The 20,292-nt window shown below is 40.7% G+C and carries 17 protein-coding genes and 1 tRNA gene; all 18 read left to right on the top strand.

The genetic code is table 11. The features are described 5' to 3' along the window. Positions 1-14 precede the first annotated feature (14 nt). The gene (gene ftsZ / locus WAA20_RS13640) at positions 15-1,328 is read left to right on the top strand and encodes a cell division protein FtsZ (RefSeq protein WP_073385443.1); all 1,314 of its coding nucleotides are present in this window, start codon (positions 15-17) and stop codon (positions 1,326-1,328) included. Between the two features lie 127 nt (positions 1,329-1,455). After that, the gene (gene nrdR, locus WAA20_RS13635) at positions 1,456-1,935 is read left to right on the top strand and encodes a transcriptional regulator NrdR (protein ID WP_073385442.1); all 480 of its coding nucleotides are present in this window, start codon (positions 1,456-1,458) and stop codon (positions 1,933-1,935) included. 91 nt (positions 1,936-2,026) lie between these two features. Continuing rightward, positions 2,027-3,538, top strand: coding sequence for an ABC transporter substrate-binding protein (locus WAA20_RS13630; protein WP_073385440.1), 1,512 nt, complete (start codon positions 2,027-2,029; stop codon positions 3,536-3,538). A gap of 78 nt (positions 3,539-3,616) precedes the next feature. After that, a complete protein-coding gene (locus WAA20_RS13625; protein ID WP_073385439.1) occupies positions 3,617-4,561 on the top strand; it encodes an ABC transporter permease in 945 nt (314 codons plus the stop codon). Then, entirely contained in the window at positions 4,554-5,366 is an 813-nt protein-coding gene (locus tag WAA20_RS13620) for an ABC transporter permease (RefSeq protein ID WP_073385437.1), read from the top strand. The genes WAA20_RS13625 and WAA20_RS13620 overlap by 8 nt, the downstream gene beginning before the upstream one ends. Before the next feature lie 54 nt (positions 5,367-5,420). Continuing rightward, positions 5,421-6,260, top strand: coding sequence for an ABC transporter ATP-binding protein (locus WAA20_RS13615; RefSeq protein ID WP_073385436.1), 840 nt, complete (start codon positions 5,421-5,423; stop codon positions 6,258-6,260). Between the two features lie 152 nt (positions 6,261-6,412). Next, on the top strand, positions 6,413-7,171 hold the full coding sequence (locus tag WAA20_RS13610) for an ABC transporter ATP-binding protein (protein ID WP_073385434.1): 759 nt from the start codon (positions 6,413-6,415) through the stop codon (positions 7,169-7,171). Between the two features lie 24 nt (positions 7,172-7,195). Then, positions 7,196-7,744, top strand: a complete 549-nt coding sequence (locus tag WAA20_RS13605; RefSeq protein ID WP_073385433.1) for a YqeG family HAD IIIA-type phosphatase — start codon at positions 7,196-7,198, stop codon at positions 7,742-7,744. Beyond that, positions 7,731-9,119: a shikimate dehydrogenase gene (gene aroE / locus WAA20_RS13600; protein ID WP_081373660.1), complete on the top strand. Its 1,389-nt coding sequence runs from the start codon at positions 7,731-7,733 to the stop codon at positions 9,117-9,119. The genes WAA20_RS13605 and aroE overlap by 14 nt, the downstream gene beginning before the upstream one ends. A 115-nt stretch (positions 9,120-9,234) precedes the next feature. Then, on the top strand, positions 9,235-9,675 hold the full coding sequence (locus WAA20_RS13595; protein WP_073385429.1) for a type II 3-dehydroquinate dehydratase: 441 nt from the start codon (positions 9,235-9,237) through the stop codon (positions 9,673-9,675). 270 nt (positions 9,676-9,945) lie between these two features. Then, the gene (efp, locus tag WAA20_RS13590; RefSeq protein ID WP_073385427.1) at positions 9,946-10,503 is read left to right on the top strand and encodes an elongation factor P; all 558 of its coding nucleotides are present in this window, start codon (positions 9,946-9,948) and stop codon (positions 10,501-10,503) included. A gap of 225 nt (positions 10,504-10,728) precedes the next feature. Next, positions 10,729-11,700: a DUF5688 family protein gene (locus WAA20_RS13585; protein ID WP_073385425.1), complete on the top strand. Its 972-nt coding sequence runs from the start codon at positions 10,729-10,731 to the stop codon at positions 11,698-11,700. Between the two features lie 83 nt (positions 11,701-11,783). Next, positions 11,784-11,855 (top strand) — tRNA-Arg (locus WAA20_RS13580). 97 nt (positions 11,856-11,952) lie between these two features. Continuing rightward, positions 11,953-13,338 carry an SH3 domain-containing protein gene (locus WAA20_RS13575; RefSeq protein WP_073385423.1) on the top strand — a complete coding sequence of 462 codons (1,386 nt, stop codon included), beginning with the start codon at positions 11,953-11,955 and terminating at the stop codon, positions 13,336-13,338. A gap of 436 nt (positions 13,339-13,774) precedes the next feature. Next, the gene (gene gdhA / locus WAA20_RS13570) at positions 13,775-15,121 is read left to right on the top strand and encodes an NADP-specific glutamate dehydrogenase (protein ID WP_073385421.1); all 1,347 of its coding nucleotides are present in this window, start codon (positions 13,775-13,777) and stop codon (positions 15,119-15,121) included. A gap of 409 nt (positions 15,122-15,530) precedes the next feature. After that, complete coding sequence (locus tag WAA20_RS13565) at positions 15,531-16,292, top strand: hypothetical protein (RefSeq protein WP_073385419.1); 762 nt, start codon at positions 15,531-15,533, stop codon at positions 16,290-16,292. 323 nt (positions 16,293-16,615) lie between these two features. Next, positions 16,616-17,656 (top strand): DUF3089 domain-containing protein, encoded by a 1,041-nt coding sequence (locus tag WAA20_RS13560; protein WP_073385417.1) that lies wholly within the window; start codon positions 16,616-16,618, stop codon positions 17,654-17,656. A 292-nt stretch (positions 17,657-17,948) separates the two neighbouring features. Then, positions 17,949-20,285 (top strand): glycoside hydrolase family 2, encoded by a 2,337-nt coding sequence (locus WAA20_RS13555; protein WP_073385414.1) that lies wholly within the window; start codon positions 17,949-17,951, stop codon positions 20,283-20,285. Positions 20,286-20,292 lie beyond the last annotated feature (7 nt).

Here is a 20,292-nt window from a genome sequence, read left to right as displayed (position 1 = left end):
AAGGAGGAGTTGTTTTGCTGGAAATCAAGTCGAATGAGGCTGAAGCTGCGTGCAAAATCATCGTAGTTGGAGTTGGTGGTGCAGGCAACAATGCTGTTAATAGAATGGTTGACGAGAACGTGACCGGTGTCGAGTTTATCGGCATGAATACAGATAAGCAGGCTCTTCAATTATGTAAGGCACCAAAACTTCTGCAGATCGGAGAGAAGCTCACTAAGGGATTAGGAGCTGGTGCTAAACCTGAAGTTGGAGAGAAAGCTGCAGAAGAAAGCGTAGAAGACATCAATAGCGCACTTAAGGGTGCTGATATGGTCTTCGTTACATGCGGTATGGGAGGCGGAACTGGAACAGGTGCTGCTCCGATAGTTGCCAAGGCCGCTAAGGATATGGGAATTCTCACTGTTGGTATTGTTACAAAGCCTTTTAGCTTTGAAGCACGTACCAGAATGCAGAATGCCCTCATGGGAATCGAAAATCTCAAGAATAACGTAGATACTCTTATCGTTATCCCTAATGATAAATTATTGCAGATCGTAGACCGTCGTACATCTATGCCCGATGCTCTTAAGAAGGCTGACGAAGTCCTTCAGCAGGCAGTTCAGGGTATTACCGATCTTATTAATGTACCTGGTCTTATTAACCTTGACTTTGCTGACGTACAGACAGCAATGAAGGGTAAGGGAATCGCACATATCGGTATCGGAACAGGAACAGGAGACCACAAGGCTGCAGATGCAGTTAAGCTTGCTGTTGAAAGTCCTCTTCTTGATACAACTATTTCCGGTGCTTCTGATGTTATCATCAATGTATCCGGTGATATCGGTCTTGCTGATGCATCTGATGCTGCAAGCTATGTACAGGAACTTGCCGGCGAGAGAGCCAATATCATCTTTGGTGCTGTATATGATCAGTCACAGTCTGATACATGTAACATTACAGTTATCGCTACTGGAATTGAAGATCGTGCAAATGCTATGAATATAGCTAAGAATACAGCTGCTGCTCCTGCAAGACAGCCTGTGAATCAGGGTGCGTCACAGATGGCAGGCGTAAGTGCAGGTCCTAGACCACAGCCTTCACAGCCATTTGTTAGACCTGTTGTTCCGACAACATCTATACCGCAGCCAAGACCATTTGTAAATCCTCAGACAATGACACAGCCGGTTCAGACTGCAACAGCGCAGACAACACCGGTTGCAACAGCAGAGCCTGCTGTTGAAGCTGAGCCACAGACTACTACAAGATCATTCTTCCGCAGCGATAGCAGCGTAAGATCTACTGTAGAGCCTAAGTCTCTTAAGATTCCTGAGTTTTTACAGAAAAAGTAAATACATTCTACTGTACAGATGTTGCAGGAAGCGCAAAGACGCTGACTGCGTAAGAAATTTAAACGCTTCAGGTGCCTGCATCTGAAGCGTTTTTTAAAAACTAATGCATCAAAGGGAGGACACCACTATGAAATGCCCGTTTTGTGGTAAAGACGAAACAAGAGTAATTGATTCTCGTCCGGCAGATGATAATACATCAATAAGACGAAGACGTATTTGTGACTCCTGCGGTAAGCGTTTTACGACCTATGAAAAAGTTGAGACTATTCCAATCATAATCATAAAGAAAGATAATAATCGTGAGCCATATGACAGATCCAAGATTGAAGCAGGTATTTTAAGAGCCTGTCACAAAAGACCTGTCAGTGCAGAGCAGATCACTAAGCTTGTTGACAGTGTTGAAGCAGAGATCTTCAATATGGAGAAGCGAGAGATCGCAAGCCGTGAGATAGGTGAGCTTGTAATGAACAAGATGAAAGATCTCGAGCCTGTAGCATATGTAAGATTTGCATCTGTATATCGCGAATTCAAGGATATCAATACATTCATGGATGAACTCAAAGATGTAATGAACAAAGAGGTTGAAGGATCCGGTAAGGATTCCTGATCGTTTGTGTTCAGATTTACCTGGTAAGATAGTTTTGAATAAAATTCAAAATTATTATAAGAAATATTGTTATTTCTAAAAGGAGAATATTATGAAAAAGAATGTTTGGTCAGGAAAGGTTGCAAGAAGAGGACTTGCAGCTATATGTGCCCTGACAATGGCAGCTGCTACAATGCTGACAGGTTGTGGCAAGAAATCAGGAGAAGTATTTACAGTTGGTATTCCGCAGGATCTCGACAGTCTTGATCCTCACATCGCACAGGCCGCAGGAACGAGAGAGGTTCTCTTCAATATTTTTGAAGGACTTGTAAAGCCTGATGAAAAAGGTAATATGAATCCTGCAATTGCATCTTCATATGAAATATCTGATGATGCTACTGAATATACGTTCACAATCCGTGAGAATGTACATTTCCATAACAATGAGGTAGTTACAGCTGATGACGTAGTTGCATCTCTTCAGCGCTTTAAAGATACTGGAGCTGCAATCTTTGATGATGTTAGTGCTATAGAGAAGGTTGATGACAGCCATGTAAAGATATCTCTTAGTAAGCCTAATACAGAATTCCTTAGCTATTGTACAGTAGCTATCATGCCTAAGGACATTAAGGATCCTGAGACTAATCCTATCGGAACAGGTCCTTACAAGTTCGTATCACGCACAGCTCTTGAAAACCTTGTAGTTGAGAAGTTTGATGATTACTGGGACAAAGAGAATGCTGCCCACATCCAGAATGTAGTATTCAAGGTTGAGGCTAATCCGGACAGCATCGTAACTGATCTTGAAGGCGGATCAATTGATATGTACGCTCGTATCACAAGCGATCAGGCTGAGCAGCTTTCTGAGTCTTTCCAGATCTATGAAGGTGGAATGAACCTTGTTCAGGCACTTTATGTTAATAACGCAGTTGAGCCTTTTGACAATGAGCTTGTACGTCAGGCACTTTGCTATGCGATCGATCCTCAGGAGATAATGAATTTCGTATCAGGCGGTGCAGGAGTTGAGATTGGTTCAGCTATGTTCCCTTCATTTGATAAATATTTTGACGAGTCACTTAACGACACTTATAATCAGGATGTAGAAAAAGCTAAAGAGCTTCTTGCTCAGGCTGGTTATGCTGACGGATTTACTTTTACTATCAAAGTTCCTTCAAACTATACACAGCACATCGATACAGCAGAAGTTATTGCTGAGCAGCTCGAAGTTATCGGCGTAACAGCAGTAATTCAGAAGATCGATTGGAATACATGGCTTGATGAGGTATATAATAACAAGGTATATGAGGCTACGATCCTTGGATTTGATGCTTCAACACTTAACGCTTCTGCTTTGTTATACCGTTATACTTCAGATGCTAAGAACAATATGTTCAATTATTCCAATGCTGACTATGACAAAGCTTTTGCTGCAGCACAGGCTACAGTAGATGAAGCTGAGCAGATCAAGTATTATAAAGAGTGCGAGAAGATTCTTTCTCAGACAGCAGCTGCTGTATATATTCAGGATCTTCCATGTTTCGTTGCACTGAACAGTAAGTATACAGGTTATACTTTCTATCCGCTTTACGTACAGGATATTGCCAAGATAAGACTTGCGGAATGATCTGAAAAAGCTGACATGTAAAAGGGTCTGACTTTTTGGAAGTCGGGCCCTTATTTCTAGTCCGGGGAGGACACAACGTTGAAGTATATTTTAAAGAAAGCCGGAATGATGATACTTACGCTTATCGTTGTATCTATTCTGGTGTTTCTTGCATTTAACTTAATACCTGGAGATCCTGCTACAAGGATCCTTGGAACGGAGGCTTCAGAGGCACAGCTTCAGAAACTGCGACAAGAGATGGGATTAAATGACCCGATATATGTACGCTATCTGAGATGGATCTGGGGATTTATGCATGGAGATCTGGGAGAGTCTTATTCATATGGCAGCGTTTCAGCGCTTATTCTTGATAAGATCCCGATAACAATATGGCTGGCTGTTATGGCTTTTTTACTAATGTTTGTTATATCTATTCCTCTTGGAATATTTACAGCAAGACATGAAGGCGGAGCTATAGACAAGGTAGTTGTAGTCCTTGATCAGGTAATAATGGCAATACCTCCTTTCTTTTCAGGTATCATCATCACACTTGTGTTTGGACTTTCGCTTCATCTGTTCATCCCGGGCGGATTTGTATCCTACAGATCTGATTTCTGGGGCTTTATCGGATACCTTGTATTCCCGGCTATTGCTATAGCACTTCCAAAGATAACTATGTGCGTTAAGCTCCTTAGAGGAAGCGTAATAGAAGAGATATCCAAGGATTATACAAGAACAGCTTACAGTAGAGGTAATACCACAAGAGGCGTTCTGTACAGGCACGTACTTAAGAATGCCATGATCCCTGTTATCACATTCATGGGAATGGCTCTGGCCGACATGGTCAGCGGATCGATCGTTATCGAGCAGGTATTTAATATACCCGGAATAGGGCGTATGCTCCTTAGTTCCATCAATAACAGAGACTATCCTGTTGTTGAAGCAATCATCATGGGAATCGCAATCCTTGTTATGGTGGTTAACCTTTTAGTAGATATTATTTACAGACTGGTGGATCCTAGAATTGAAGCTATCAATGATTAAGAGATTAAAAGACAAAAAAATAAATTCATTTCTTTTATGGGGCCTTATTCTTACTGGCATAATGCTCCTTGTAGTTGTGGTTGGCATTTTTTGGACGCCATATGATCCAACTAAGATGAATGCCGCTGAAAAGCTTCAGGGTATTTCTTTTCGCCACATACTTGGTACAGATAATAAGGGCAGAGATATTTTCAGCCGTGTCATGTATGGTAGCAGGGTTACTCTTGTTATTGCAACTGGAACCATGATCATAGGAGCAGGACTTGGTACGATACTTGGCGCTATAACAGGATATTTTGGAGGCTTCCTTGATGAAGTGTTCATGCGTATCGTAGACGCAATGCTTGCTTTCCCTTCAATACTTCTTGCGCTTGTTATCGTCAGCTTGTTTGATTCAGGCAATGTGGTAGTCATGGTCGCTCTGGGTATAGCCTTTATCCCAAGTTTTGCCAGGATCGTGAGATCAGAAGTACTTAGATGCAGGAACATGGACTATGTAGAGAATGCAAGGATCCAGGGAGCATCTGAATTCAGGATCATCTTCAAGCACATCATGCCCAATATCACAGGCGTATTATGGTCATCAGTTTTGATTGGCTTTAATAATGCGGTTCTTGCAGAGGCAGGACTTTCCTATCTTGGTATCGGATCCCAGCCTCCATACGACAGCCTTGGCAATATGCTTTCAAGCGCCCAGCAGTTTATGCTTAAGAACCCTGTCTGCGTACTGGGCCCCGGATTTGCTATCGTCTGGATGGTGCTCGGCTTTTCGTTTTTGGGAGAAGGTCTTAGGAAAAAAGCCTGAGAATGTATAAAAAGAAATAAGGCAGGATAAACAAGCGCCTGTCTGGAGAATACTATGAGTAGTGATAAATTCGAAGTTATTTTATCGGTAAACGATCTTCATATAGAATTTCATGATCATAAGCAGCCTCAGACTGCTGTTGAGGATTTCGACCTTGAGCTGTCCAAAGGCGAGATTGTCGGAATCGTTGGAGAGTCTGGATCTGGTAAGAGTTTAAGTGCGCTTGCCATAGCAGGACTTCTTAGCAGACATGATATGTACAAAAGCGGACGTATCATGTTCGAAGGAGAAGACCTTCTTACCTGTAACCGCCGTAAGTTAAGGACTTTCCAGGGCGATGAGATATCAATGATATTCCAGGAGCCTATGACTTCACTTAATCCTGTTAAAAAGATCGGCTGGCAGACAGAAGAAAGTCTTAGGATACACCATCCTGAGATAGACAAGAAGGAAAGAAGATTAAGAGCCATAAGTATGCTTGGCAAAGTCGGTCTTCATGAGCCTGAGAGAGTATATGAGATGTATCCTCATGAACTTTCTGGTGGTATGAGACAGCGTGTCATGATTGCTGCAGCCATGATCGGTCATCCCAAGATCCTGATTGCCGATGAACCCACAACAGCTCTTGACGTAACAGTTCAGGCCCAGATAGTAGACCTTCTTAAGAGCATCAATAAGGAAGAAGGCACATCAATTATTTTCATATCCCATGATCTGAGTCTTGTAAGGCAGATCTGTTCAAGAGTTCTTGTAATGCAAAAGGGCGTAGTCGTAGAAAGCGGAAGCGTAAACGATATCTTCACAAAGCCCAAGAATATCTATACAAGAAAGCTTATAGCTTCGATTCCAAGAGTTGATCTTACGACGGAGCGCAAAGATAAAAAAGATAGATAAAGATAAAAAAGATAGATAAAGATAAAAAAGATAGATAAAGATAAGTATAGTATTTATATAAAAGATATATTCTTGAAACATTGGATCAAAGGTTAGTGCCTGTCGCGAATCATATGTTAAAAAGAATGAAAATACATTAAAGAGCGGTCTATATGAAAGAATGGAACGAAAAGGCAATAGAGATAAACGATCTCTGTGTCTATTACGATAAGCGAAGAAAAAGCATATTTGAGAAAAAAGGCAAGGTTCAGGCCCTTAAAAATGTGTCACTCCCTGTATATAAGGGTGAGGTCCTTGGACTTGTAGGCGAGAGCGGAAGCGGTAAATCTACCCTTGCCAGAGCCATTATGGGTATAAATAAGGATATTACCGGCACTATAGTTAAAACGGACGAATATCCTCAGATGATATTTCAGGATCCTTATGGAAGTCTTAACCCCGCAAGGACTGTACACTGGATCTTAAAGGAATCTCTTAAAGTCGACAGAAAACGTAAGTGGACAGATGAAGAGATGGAAGAGCGCATCAAGACTGTGTGTGAGCAGGTTGAGCTTCCTCTGGATTTTGTAAACAGATATCCATCCCAGCTTTCAGGTGGTCAGAGACAGAGAGTAAGTATAGCCCTTAGCCTTATGCAAAGTCCCAAGATCCTTATCGCAGATGAGCCAGTATCAGCTCTTGACGTTACTATTCAGGCCCAGATACTTGAGCTGCTTGATCACCTTCACAAAAAATTGGATCTTTCTATACTATTTATTTCACACGATCTTAGGGTAGTGTATAATCTTTGTGATCATGTTGCGATCATGAAAGATGGCAAGATCGTTGAATATGGCATAACTGACGAGATATACAGAAATCCTTCCGCAGAATACACTAAGACGCTTTTAAAATCTGCGGGAATTGTCTGAATAAATTCAACTACGGGAGGTTTTGTGAAACACTTATTTTATCCGGATGCTACTGCTAAGTCATCCTACGACATTCCATATGAAGAATTATATAAGCTTGGATACAGGGGCGTAGTATATGATATCGACAATACCCTTGTTCCTCACGGAGCACCTGCTGATAAGAGAGCCATAGAGCATTTTAAAAGGCTAAAGAGCATTGGATTTGATACAGTCCTTATTTCAAACAATAAAGAGTCCAGAGTTAAGTCTTTTGCCGATGCAGTAGGTAGCAGATATGTTTACAGAGCCAATAAGCCTGCCAAAAGAGGCTATCTTAAGGCTATGGAACTTATGAATACCGATAATACCAATACCTTTTTTGTTGGAGACCAGCTCTTTACAGATGTATGGGGAGCTAAGCGCGTTGGCATTAAGTCATACCTTGTTGACCAGATTGACAAGAAGGAAGAGATCCAGATAGTCATCAAAAGACGTTTTGAATGGATCGTATTATTTTTTTACAAAAGATATATAAAGAGAAACGGAAACAACTGGCCTGATCTGGGAGGACCTACACTTGAACGAAACTGATGGTAAGACATTAACCTGCGGATTATTAGCGCATCCTGCGGGACATACGCTTTCTCCGCTTATCCATAACACTCTTGCAAGCATGACAGGCAAGAATCTTGTATATGTTCCTTTTGACGTGGACCCGTCTGATATCGGAGATGCTGTTAAAGGAGCATTTTCTTTAAATATCCTTGGAATGAATGCGACTGTTCCTCACAAGGAAGCGGTCATTCCTTATCTTAAGGAAATCGATCCTCTGGCAAAAAATATTGGCGCTGTTAATACACTTGTCAGAACAGAGGATGGAACAGGCTATAAGGGCTATAACACTGACATGACAGGCCTAAAAAGGTCTCTTGCAAATCAGAATATAACTATAAAAGGTCAGAAAGTAATAATCCTTGGAGCTGGCGGCGTTGCAAGGGCTGTAGCTTTTCTTATGGCTTCAGAAGGTGCTGAGATCATTTATGTTCTTAACAGAACTGTTGAAAGGGCGCAGGAAGTCGTAAAAGAAGTTGGAGAAAAGGTTCAGGGAAGCAGGTTTGTAGCTCTTTCTATGGATGAGTACGACAAGATCCCGTCTGATAGTAAGTATCTTTGCGTTCAGTCAACATCTGTTGGTATGCATCCTAATAATGACAAAGCTATTATCGAAGATCCTAAGTTCTACGAGCTTGTACATACAGGCTTTGATATCGTATATCGCCCCATGAATACAAAATTCATGCAGCTTGCGGAGCGCGCCGGAGCTAAAGTCTGTAACGGCCTTGAAATGCTCCTGTATCAGGGCGTTGATGCTTATGAACTCTGGACAGGATGCTCTATTACAAAGGAGCAGTGCGATATAGTCTATAAGGCAATGTGCGACAGGCTTGAAAATGAGAAGAATGTTGTACTTGTTGGCTATATGGGAAGCGGTAAATCCACAGTTTCTAAAGTGCTTGCAAGAAAACTTTCTTATGAAAAGCTTGATACAGACAGTCTTATAGAAGAAACATATGAAACTTCCATATCAGATATCTTTGCATCGAAGTCAGAAGCAGCTTTCAGAGATATGGAGACAAGGCAGCTTGAAGTTTTGTGCGGCGAAAAGCATGACGGCCTCGTCCTTGCTACAGGCGGCGGCCTTCCTCTTCGCGAGATCAACAGAAGACTTCTTTCAAAGCTTGGCAAAGTAGTATATCTTAAGGCATCTGCCGAAGCAGTATATGACCGTATCAAGGGAGATACTACAAGGCCCCTTCTTCAGGTAGACGATCCTAAAGCAAAGATAGGTCAGATGCTTGAAGAAAGAGGAAAGTACTACGAAATGGCAGCTGACATAGTGATAGATACTGATGGTAAATCGCCGGAAGCTGTCGCAGATGAGATCATTAAGGCCATGGGGCTTTGATTAGAGGAAAACAGACTTAAAGTAATGATGTAACAATCCGGTTGTCATAAGGTGTCAAAAGGAACTTTTGACACCTACCTCATTAAATAGATTATTAAAAAGAAAGTGGCATATCATGAAAATATTAGTTGTTAACGGACCAAACTTAAACTTCCTTGGAATTAGAGAGAAAGCTGTATACGGTGATCAGAACTATGATTACCTTATAAAATCAATAGAAGATAAAGCAAAAGAGGTTGGCGCAGACGTTGAATGTTACCAGTCCAATCACGAAGGTGCCATCATCGATAAGCTTCAGGAAGCATATTTTAACGGAACAGATGCAATCGTTATAAATCCAGGTGCATATACACACTACAGCTATGCTATCCATGATGCACTTAAGAGCCTTGAAAAAATATATAAGATCGAGATCCACATTTCTGATATCAATGCAAGAGAATCATTCAGAGCAAATTCTGTAACTGCTCCTGCATGTGATGAGCAGATAGTAGGCCACGGCCTTGCGGGATATCTTGAAGCTATAGACCACGCAGTAGATCATCTGAAAAGTTAAGTGCAGTCATATTTTTTTAGATTTGTGAATGTTAGGTTCCTGACATAGAGCTGTATCCTGGATTTTTATGAATTCCTCAGTTCTAAAGATGTCGAACTAAGCCCGGCAATTTATTACATTAGATCTAATAATGTAAAGTATATTGACAAAAGAGCGTTCTTTAGTATAAACTATGATGTGTTGTTTAAGTAAGAATTGTTAAATTGGATTACTGAGCCCACCGCGGCGAATGTCCAGTTTGCTTTTATATGTTATTATCAGGAGGATTTTATGGTTACAGCCAGTGATTTCAGAAATGGTGTTACAATCGAGGTAGACGGCAAGGTTTGCCAGGTTATCGAGTTCCAGCACGTTAAGCCAGGTAAGGGAGCAGCTTTCGTTCGTACAAAGCTTAAGGATATCATCAACGGTGGTGTTATCGAGACAACTTACAGACCTACTGAGAAATTCCCTCAGGCTCACATCGAGAGAAGAGATATGCAGTATCTTTACAATGATGGTGATCTTTTCAACTTCATGGATACTGAGTCATATGAGCAGATCGCTGTAAATCAGGAGATCGTTGGAGATTCAATGAAGTTCGTTAAAGAGAACGAGATGTGCAAAGTTAATTCCTACAACGGAAGCGTATTTGCTATCGAGCCACCTCTTTTTGTAGAGCTTGAGATCACAGAGACAGAGCCTGGTTTCAAGGGTGATACAGCTACAGGTGCTACAAAGCCTGCTACAGTTGAGACAGGTGCACAGGTATCAGTACCTCTTTTCGTTAACCAGGGAGATGTTATCAAGATCGATACAAGAACAGGCGAGTACCTTTCAAGAGTTTAATACTCAGTATCGTATCGGACATCATATGCTTTTGAAGGCCTCATAACAGGCCGCATATAACTCTCTATATAATATGTCTGTAAGGCAATAGAAGTATCTTAAATAAAGATAGTTCTATTGCCTTTTTTGTTGTGCAAGACCGGCAAGCGAATGAATGCTTGCACACATATTATTTTGTATAAAAATTCGGGGAATACCCGGTATGAATAATAATTTGGAGAGTATATGAATTTTAAGTCATTTTGTGATCAGATAGTATCAGTAGTGTCAGAGCTTTATCCTGAATGTAAGGTTAAGCTTTGCGATGTAAATAAAAATAATGGAGTTACCTATAACTGCCTTGATGTTGCAAGACCGGGAGATAAGATCTCGGAAGTTATATATCTAGAGCCATTGTATGAAGCTTTTCTTGATGGAACCAGCTTCATGGAGATAATTGAAAAGATTAAAAAAGCAAGGCTTGAGAGCAGGAATGTATTCTTTGATCTTGATTATTTCATGGATTACGATAAGGTCCGTGAAAAGATCATGTACAAACTTATAAATTATGAGAAAAATAAAAAGCTTCTTTCAGAGGTGCCTCATAGAAAATTTAAGGATCTTGCGATCGTTTATTATTGCCTTGTAGCATCCAAAGCATCAGAAGGAGTAGTTTTGATCAAGAATGTACACACTTTAGCATGGAACATTACAGAAGAGGATCTGTATGATGCAGCCTGTGCTAATGCCATAATAAAGAATGATCATGATCTGTTTCCTTTGATGGATGTCATAAATGACAGACTAGGCCTTGGCAAAGGAAAAAGCTTATCTGGGGGAGAGATGTCTGAAGATGATCCCCTTTCCTGCCTGAAGATCTTAACTAACAAAGATAGAACATACGGAGCTGCAGTAATGCTTAATCCGGGACTTCTTTGCGCATTGTCTCGAAAATATAACAAAAATTTTTATATTATACCTTCATCTGTACATGAAGTGATACTTGTGCTTGATGATGGGAGCTTTGATCAGATAAAAGCTGACAGACTTTATGAGATGGTCAGCTTCGTAAACATGACAGAAGTTGAAACAGAAGATGTTTTATCAGACAATATCTATTATTATGACAGGGCAGAAGATGAGCTTTTAGACTATAACGAAATAGCGTCAAAAACTGGACTTAGTCAAAAAAACATGGACATAAAAGGTGTAATATGATATCATACATTGGTGCGTAATAAATTTGTAACAATTAAGGTCCCGAACCAAAATCGGGACCTTACAAAATAAAATGACGTCCGGCACCCGTAGTCTAATGGATAGAACGAAGGCCTCCGACGCCTTTAATGCAGGTTCGATTCCTGTCGGGTGCATTGCTAGAAGAATTTTACTCAAAAGAATTAAAAGTTAGTTTGGGATAGTTGGGGTCTATCCGTAATAAATTTTTAGTAATAAAGAGGTTACATTGAAATGATACGTAAAAATGCAAAGAACAAGATCGAAGCTTTTCGTAAGAGTGAGTTTAATCTCGCTACTTTCATTATAGATAATAAAAAGATCGTCATGCCGGCATTTCTTGCGGTATGTCTTCTTATCACAATACTTTTGGCAGTTCGCGCAGGCAGGAATGATAATCAGAATAGTGCCGTAAGCGCTTCTGCATCTACTTCTCAGGAGAAGATCGCAACTGCATCCTCTGCAGAAAGCAGCACCTGTGATGCAGTTGAGGTAGTTATGGAAGAGGATGCATATCCTGAGATCACATCACTTATCAAGAAGTTTTATGATGCTCAGGCATCAGGAGATATGGATACTATCAATGCTATAACTGTAGGTCTTACAGAGCCTGCTCTTATCAGATATGAAGTATCAGCCCAGTACTATGAAAAGTTTGATGCCATTAAGGTATATACAAAGAAGGGACCTGAGACCGGAGCATATGTAACATATGTTTATTTTGAGCTCTATTTCAACGGATTCGATAAGCAGGTTCCTGGACTTCAGACATATTATATAAGAACTAATGAAAACGGAGAATACTATCTCTATTTTGGCGAACTTGATGAGGAGATCATTAAGTATATCGAAGCATTAAGTGTTCAGGATGATTTCATTGATCTTAGTAATGAAGTAGCAGTTAGCTATAATACAATGCTTGAAGAGAATGCAGAACTTAGCGCATTCCTTACAAATTTCTCAGAGGAAGTTAATAAGACTGTAGGTAAGGAAGTTGCATCTGCATCAGCAGCTTCTACTGAAAGCTCTGCAGAGACTACTGCAGCTGATTCTTCTTCACAGGAAAGCACAAGTGCAGAAAGCAGCACAGTAGCTACAGAGACTGAAACTCAGAGCGGTCCTGTAATAATCGAAGCTACAACTGTTGTTAAGATAAGAAGTTCTGATTCTACAAACGCAGATGTACTTGGTAAGACAGAAGTAGGACAGCAGTTCACTCAGATCGAAGCTCTTGCAAATGGTTGGAGTAAGATCGAATATGAAGGTAAAGAGGCATATGTACGTACTGAGTACTTTACAGTAGTTTCTCAGGGCGATGACAGCGCTTCAGATACAAAAGAAGCTGACACTAAAGAAACAGAGACTAAAGAGTCAGATACTAAAGAATCAGATACAAAAGAAACAACTACTGATTCAAATGATGGTGTTACCAGCACAGGTACTTATCATGTAAAAGAGACTGTACGTATTAGAAAATCTGCTAGTACAGAGTCTGAAATACTTGGAAATGCATACAAGGGCGACGAGATCAAGGTTACTAACTATCGCGCAGATGGATGGTGCGAAGTTGAATACAACGGCATTAAGGGATATGTAAAGACTGAGTATCTTACAAAATAATAGTTGATCATTGTTAGATCGAGTCACTAGAATATAAACTTTATTCATAGTGACTCGATCTTTGTGCAAAATGATGGATATCACCTTTTAAGGCGTTGACGTTTTAGTGCAATAAAGCGTATTGAATTTTTTAAAAGCTCGTAATATAATTATCCACAGGCATGGAGATGAAATTGTATCAGTGGATACAATGATTCATGTATGGAATTGGATCAATGGCTGATCCAAATGTAATATTGAACTTTGGACAAAGGTGTCTGCACAATGGAGCGTAGAGATCGTTAGATCTTTTATGCTCTTTTTTTATAAACAGTTAAATTCAAGTTAAAATTAGATTTCTAGACTTTGGAATTGCAGATGAAGAAGTTGCTTCAAGAATTTGATTTTGCTTGTTAGATTATGTTTATCGCGATATACGCGGGAAGGAGAAGAAAAAATGTCATACGTAGACGAGATTTACGACAGAGTCGTAGCACAGAATCCGGCACAGCCTGAATTTCACCAGGCAGTTAAAGAGGTACTTGAATCTCTTAGAGTAGTTATCGAAGCTAATGAGGAAGAGTATCGTAAGGAAGCTCTCCTTGAGAGACTTACAACTCCTGAGAGACAGATTCTTTTCAGAGTACCGTGGGTAGATGATAAGGGTCAGGTACAGGTTAACAACGGTTTCCGTGTACAGTTCAACTCAGCAATCGGACCTTACAAGGGAGGACTTCGTTTCCATCCTTCAGTAAATCTTGGTATCATTAAGTTCCTTGGTTTCGAGCAGGTATTCAAGAACTCACTTACAAGCCTTCCTATCGGCGGTGGTAAGGGTGGTTCAGACTTCGATCCTAAGGGTAAGTCTGATAGAGAAGTTATGGCATTCTGCCAGAGCTTCATGACAGAGCTTTACAGACACATCGGAGCTGACACAGACGTTCCTGCCGGTGATATCGGTGTAGGCGGACGTGAGATCGGTTATCTCTATGGTCAGTACAAGAGAATCAGAGACGTATACGAAGGCGTTCTTACAGGTAAGGGTCTTACATACGGCGGATCACTTGCTCGTACAGAGGCTACAGGTTATGGTCTTGTTTACATTACAGATGAGCTTCTTAAAGATCATGGCACAAGCTTCGAAGGCAAGACAGTTGCAGTATCAGGTGCTGGTAACGTTGCTATCTATGCTATCCAGAAGGCTCAGAGCCTTGGTGCTAAGGTTGTTACATGTTCAGATTCTACAGGTTGGATCTATGATCCTGAAGGAATCGATGTTGAGCTCCTTAAAGAGGTTAAGGAAGTAAAGAGAGCACGTCTTACAGAGTATGCTGCACAGCGTTCTTCTGCTGAGTATCATGAGAAGAAGAATGGCGAGCACGGCGTATGGACAGTTAAGTGTGATGTAGCTCTTCCTTGCGCTACTCAGAACGAGCTTGATCTTGAGGATGCTAAGGCACTTGTTGCTAACGGTGTATATGCTGTATGTGAAGGTGCTAACATGCCTACAACTCTTGATGCTACTAAGTATCTTCAGGATAACGGTGTACTCTTCATCTGTGGTAAGGCTTCAAATGCAGGTGGTGTTGCAACATCAGCTCTCGAGATGAGCCAGAACTCAGAGAGACTTTCATGGTCCTTCGAAGAAGTTGACAACAAGCTTCACGATATCATGAAGAATATCTACAAGAGCATTTCTGAGGCAGCTAAGCAGTATGGTAAGGAAGGCGACTATGTAACAGGCGCTAACATCGCAGGTTTCCTTAAGGTTGCTGAAGCTATGAAGGCTCAGGGTATTGTTTAATACATAATATAATTTATAGCTTAATGGCGGCACAGAGTTCACTCTGTGCCGTTTTTTCTTTTTCATGTTTTCTTTGAATTACTTTTGGAAATTTCTACTGGATGCAGCCATAACTTTGATTTGACGCCACGTTTATTCTATAATGATATTAATTGATCAGCTGAACATAAATAATCATAAAACCAATCATATTTTTGAAGTTTTTTGCTTTTGTATTAATTGCCTAATCATGCTTACCGAAATATATTTCGAGGAAAGAAGAGTGTTAGTAGTTGCAGTGTTCAGGCTAGATTGAAGTAATTGTAGAAAAATACTAACTATGCTAAGGGGAATCTTTCGAAAACCTTTTCGAAAGACTGGCAGCATGAAAATATCATGTATGCAGCATAGGCACAAGGAGGGAAACGTAATGGCAATAACAGGTGTATCAGGAATCGATTCAGTAGAAGATCTTTATTTGAAGACCTACAACAGACTTAAGGCTGTATCAGAAGAAGCAGCTGCTTCTTTTGCTGAGCAGGTCAAATTAAGCGGAGCTGCTACCGCGATCAACATGGGTAGTGATTCTGCAAGTATATCATCTATTGATAATATACAGGATACGTATATTAAGACGATCAACACGATAAAAGCATCCCAGAATTCAACATCCGGTATTTACAATTCAGAAGGTATATTTACAAGTTCTGTTCTTGGTTCAAATGCTCTTTCTGCATCTTCACTTGTAAGTGGCAATATAGATGTTGATTCATTTGTAGATTCAGCAGTTAAGCAGGCACTAAGCAGTGATCAAAAGCAGCTTCTTGAGCAGATCGAGGATACCTTCAGAGCTAACACGACTACAATTGTAGATACCATGCAGGCTCTTGGCCTTACATTCAATGATCTTGTAGTAAGAGAGAATATGGTAACACTTGGTAATGCTCTCAATAACAGGAATATAGAGTATGGTCTTCCTGCAGTAGAGAATGTAGATGCTTCTGTTGACATGCTCTATGACGGATTTGGAGAATCAGGAGGAAGCGGCGGTGGAGCAGGCTCTCGTAACGCCGTTGAAGAGTTAAAAGAAGAATACTCCAATATCGTCGTAGAAGGTGACAAGACCTATCTGGAAACTGTTACTATCGAAAACGGTGTTAAGACCGTCGTTAGAACAGAGATGAACAGATAATCTCAAAATTTAATATATGTTTTCGCAACTTTGAATCAGAAATCCGCATTTACTGCGGATTTCGTAAGAAAGTGAATCGGTAGGTAAATAGGCTAGGCACCGAAGGTGTTCTCAATTGGCCTATTTACATGACTTTTGGAACGAAGTGAAAAAAAGTCATGATTATAAATCGGCTGCCATCAGTTCTCTGGTGGCAGTTTTTATTTAGGTGATAACAAACGAAATAACGTGTATAATATATGGATAAAGACGACTAATTATATAATAAACATAATTATAGTTTAAACATAATGAAAGCCTGAATGTATAAGGAGACAACGAATATGAAGAAAAGAATATCCGTAGTACTTATGATCATGATACTTGGAATGTGCTTATCATCAGCTTTTGGTATTAAATCCCTTGCAGTTAACGTGCTGCCATTTACAAGCTCTTTAGACTATTCCCTTTCAGATAACTGGCTCTATGACGGAGCATATCCTGAGAATGCAGTTGACGTATTCATCGTGGCTCCATCTGTAGATACCCTCAGTCAGTACAATTCCGAGATGACAGCCGGATATAAAAAAGTATTCAGAAATGCCATGAATCAGCAGCAGTCAATATATGCAAACACCTGCAGAATCTATGCTCCTTATTACAGGCAGGCATCCTTAAATGCATATTCCATGGAAGATGGCCAGGCTAAAGACCAGATCTTTGCTAATGCCTATATGGATGTATCTGCAGCATTTAAGTATTACCTTGAGCACAAGAATAACGGACGCCCCCTTATACTTGCAGGCTTCTCTCAAGGCGCTGATATGTGCTACAGAATACTAAAAGAATACTACGGCGGCGACGGCGCGCAGGCAGTAGCACTTAGAGAAAACCTAATAGCAGTTTACGCTATCGGCTGGTGCATGACAGAAGACATGATCACCCAGTACCCTCAGATAGTCCCTGCTAAAGGCGAAACAGATACAGGCGTAGTAGTAAGCTATGAGTGCGAAGCAGGCGGCGTAACCGATTCTATGATCATCCCCGCCGGCACAAAAGTATATTCCATCAACCCCCTCAACTGGAGAACTGACAGTGAAGTGGCTGATAAGTCTTTAAACCTTGGAACAGTAACCCAGGACAGCAAAACCGGCGCCATAACATCTATAGAAGTAGGAAAGTACGGTGCCTACATCGACCCCGACAGAGGTTCACTCATAGTCACAGACATAGATACAGCTAATTACCCGCCTGTACTTGACATCTTCCCCGAAGGAAGCCTCCACCTGTACGACAATTTCCTTTTCTACGTAAACCTACAACAGAACGTTCAGAAACGAACAGAGAGCTTCTTAAACAGCAGAGCATTAGATGATGCAGCGTAATAATAATTTGATAAATAAGGCACATGCAGAGCTACATTCAGTAATTTCTGCATGTGTCCTTTTTTATATCCTGACTAAGACAAAACACATCCACGATATGGGATCCACGATCTATATAAAATGCTATAATGAAATAAAAAATTCTATTTATTACAAAAAAGCTATGATAAGATACCCTAAAATAACACAGATTTCGTATATATAGCTTTCGTACATATAAAATATGCCGCATCCCAGGCGACTGTAAATGCGAAATCTGCAATACATTTTAGCTGTATCGGAGGTCATTACTATGAGAAAGGTTATAGATTGGAATAGAGACTGGTTATTTGTAAAGGGTTCATGGCAGAATACCGATGTATCGAGCCCTATCGATGAACAGGTAAAGGCAGATGGAACAGGCTTTACCTGTGAAAAAGTGAATCTTCCACACACCTGGTACACAGATGAAGATTATTATCAGGGAGAGGCAGTATACCAGAAGAAGTTTGAATATATGAAAAGTAAAGATACAAGAACCTATATTAAATTTTATGGTGTTGATAAGGTTTGCAGGATCTATCTTAATGGCACTGAAATCGGTGGTCATGAGGGCGGTTACAATATTTTTGCACTTGAACTTACGGATGCCCTGATCACAGGAACCAATCTCCTTACAGTTCTCGTAAGTACAGATAAGAAACTCCATGTTTCTCCAATATCCGGAGATTTCGCTGTATTTGGTGGAATCCATAGAAAAGTTGAACTTGTAGAAACAGGTGTGGACTGCTTTGACACAGCATACTATGGCTGCGATGGAGTTATTGTACAAACAAGAGTTTCTGAGGATGGAAAAGGCGAAGTCTGGGGCAGGACAGAAATCTCTTTGACTGATGAAAATAAAAAATATAAAGTCAGATATTCATTAACTAATAATGGGAAAGAATCGCTATCTAATGATCATAATAGTGACACACAACTGTTCTCCAAGACATATAGTATTGAAGAGTTAAACAGATCTTTTTCTAACGCCAATGAGATCAGTAATCTTGCAGAACATAAATTTACCCTTAAAAAAGTCCTTGAGCTGGATTCCCCCATTTTCTGGAACGGCCTTGATGATGCCCACTTATATACCATGACAGTATCTCTTTTGGCAGATGGAGAAGAGGTTGACTCTGTAACAAAAGAAGTCGGATTCAGGCGTATAGCTATGGATGCAGACAAAGGTTTTTTCCTAAATGGAGAGCATGTTAAACTTCATGGTGTAGCCAAGCATCAGGACAGTTGCGGAGTATTCTCGGCTGCCACAATGGATAACTGGAAAGAGGATATGGGGCTTATTCATGAAATCGGAGCTAATGCAGTCCGCTTTTCTCACTATCCTCATCCGCAGGAGGTGTACAGCCTTTGTGATAGCATGGGATTTGTAGTCTGGGCTGAGATTCCGATGTTAAAGCTTCCGGAGGACGATGAACTGTTTGAAAATGCCAAGGTTCAACTAAAAGAAATGATCCTTCAGAACATGCACCATCCATCCATATGTTTTTGGGGAATCCAGAATGAGATCGCAATCTACGGCGAGTTCCCATATATGGCAGAGAAGATGCACGTGCTTAATGACCTTGTCCACGAGCTTGATGGCACCAGATTTTCCACCTGCGCCAATCTGAACGTGGTTCACTCAGACAGCACGCTTAATCAGGTTACAGATACAACCGCTTACAACATCTATTACGGCTGGTATTACGGCGAATTTGCTGATCATGGCAAGTTCCTTGACGAGTTTCACAAGGTTAACCCTGCGATGCCGCTTGGAATCTCAGAATACGGCGCAGATACCAATACTGTATACCATAGCGACGATCCTAAGGTTAACGACTATTCCGAGGAGTTTCAGGCCCTCTACCACGAGACCGTGTATCCGATGATGGCTCAGCGCGACTTTGTCTGGGGAAGCTTTGTATGGAACATGTTCGATTTTACAAGCCCTGTAAGAGGCGCTGCAAACATTAAGAAAAGAAATATCAAAGGCCTTGTTACCTTTGACCGTAAGACAAGAAAAGACAGCTTTTACTATTACAAAGCCATGTGGTCCAAGGACCCCTTCGTGAGCATTGCAGGTAAAAGATATGTTAACCGCGCTTATGAAGCCATGACAGTCAAGGTTTATTCTAACCAGGAGAGTGTTACACTGGAAGCTGCCGGAAAAGAATATATAGAACGCACTGTAAACGGAAGTGCCGTATTTAAAGATATTCCACTTACAATGGGTAAAAATAAGATCGTTGCAAGAGCAGGAGAAGTCAGCGACCATACCATTTTTAACAGAGTAGAAGAGCCTGATAAGTCTTACGTATATGTTGATCAGAATCCGGGACTTAATGTTCGCAACTGGTTCCTTGACGAAGAAAGTGAAGCCCAGCTTTTCCCTGAAGGATATCTTTCTATCAGAAGCACAATAAACGACCTTCTTGCTTCGAAGGAAGCGACAGCCGTTATAGACAAGAGAATGCCTGATGTGGGAAAAGAATTAAGAGACATGGTCGGGACATTTACTCTGGAGAAGTTTTTCTTCTACGCAAAGCCTGATTACACTGAAGAAGAGATGAAAGCTCTTAACGCAGAACTGACTAAGATAAAGGCTTAAAGTACGA

Source organism: Butyrivibrio fibrisolvens (assembly GCF_037113525.1).
GTDB lineage: Bacteria > Bacillota > Clostridia > Lachnospirales > Lachnospiraceae > Butyrivibrio > Butyrivibrio fibrisolvens.
The sequence above is the reverse complement of the archived record's forward strand: the minus strand, read 5'-3'. Positions and strand labels throughout refer to the sequence as shown.

Bases quoted from the DNA above. Each gene is read 5' to 3' on its own strand.
- WAA20_RS13555 (WP_073385414.1), top strand. From the start codon at position 17,949: ATGAGAAAGGTTATAGATTGGAATAGAGACTGGTTATTTGTAAAGGGT.
- nrdR (WP_073385442.1), top strand. From the start codon at position 1,456: ATGAAATGCCCGTTTTGTGGTAAAGACGAAACAAGAGTAATTGATTCT.
- WAA20_RS13575 (WP_073385423.1), top strand. From the start codon at position 11,953: ATGATACGTAAAAATGCAAAGAACAAGATCGAAGCTTTTCGTAAGAGT.
- WAA20_RS13560 (WP_073385417.1), top strand. From the start codon at position 16,616: ATGAAGAAAAGAATATCCGTAGTACTTATGATCATGATACTTGGAATG.
- WAA20_RS13630 (WP_073385440.1), top strand. From the start codon at position 2,027: ATGAAAAAGAATGTTTGGTCAGGAAAGGTTGCAAGAAGAGGACTTGCA.
- WAA20_RS13585 (WP_073385425.1), top strand. From the start codon at position 10,729: ATGAATTTTAAGTCATTTTGTGATCAGATAGTATCAGTAGTGTCAGAG.
- efp (WP_073385427.1), top strand. From the start codon at position 9,946: ATGGTTACAGCCAGTGATTTCAGAAATGGTGTTACAATCGAGGTAGAC.
- WAA20_RS13565 (WP_073385419.1), top strand. From the start codon at position 15,531: ATGGCAATAACAGGTGTATCAGGAATCGATTCAGTAGAAGATCTTTAT.
- gdhA (WP_073385421.1), top strand. From the start codon at position 13,775: ATGTCATACGTAGACGAGATTTACGACAGAGTCGTAGCACAGAATCCG.
- WAA20_RS13610 (WP_073385434.1), top strand. From the start codon at position 6,413: ATGAAAGAATGGAACGAAAAGGCAATAGAGATAAACGATCTCTGTGTC.
- WAA20_RS13595 (WP_073385429.1), top strand. From the start codon at position 9,235: ATGAAAATATTAGTTGTTAACGGACCAAACTTAAACTTCCTTGGAATT.
- WAA20_RS13615 (WP_073385436.1), top strand. From the start codon at position 5,421: ATGAGTAGTGATAAATTCGAAGTTATTTTATCGGTAAACGATCTTCAT.
- WAA20_RS13620 (WP_073385437.1), top strand. From the start codon at position 4,554: ATGATTAAGAGATTAAAAGACAAAAAAATAAATTCATTTCTTTTATGG.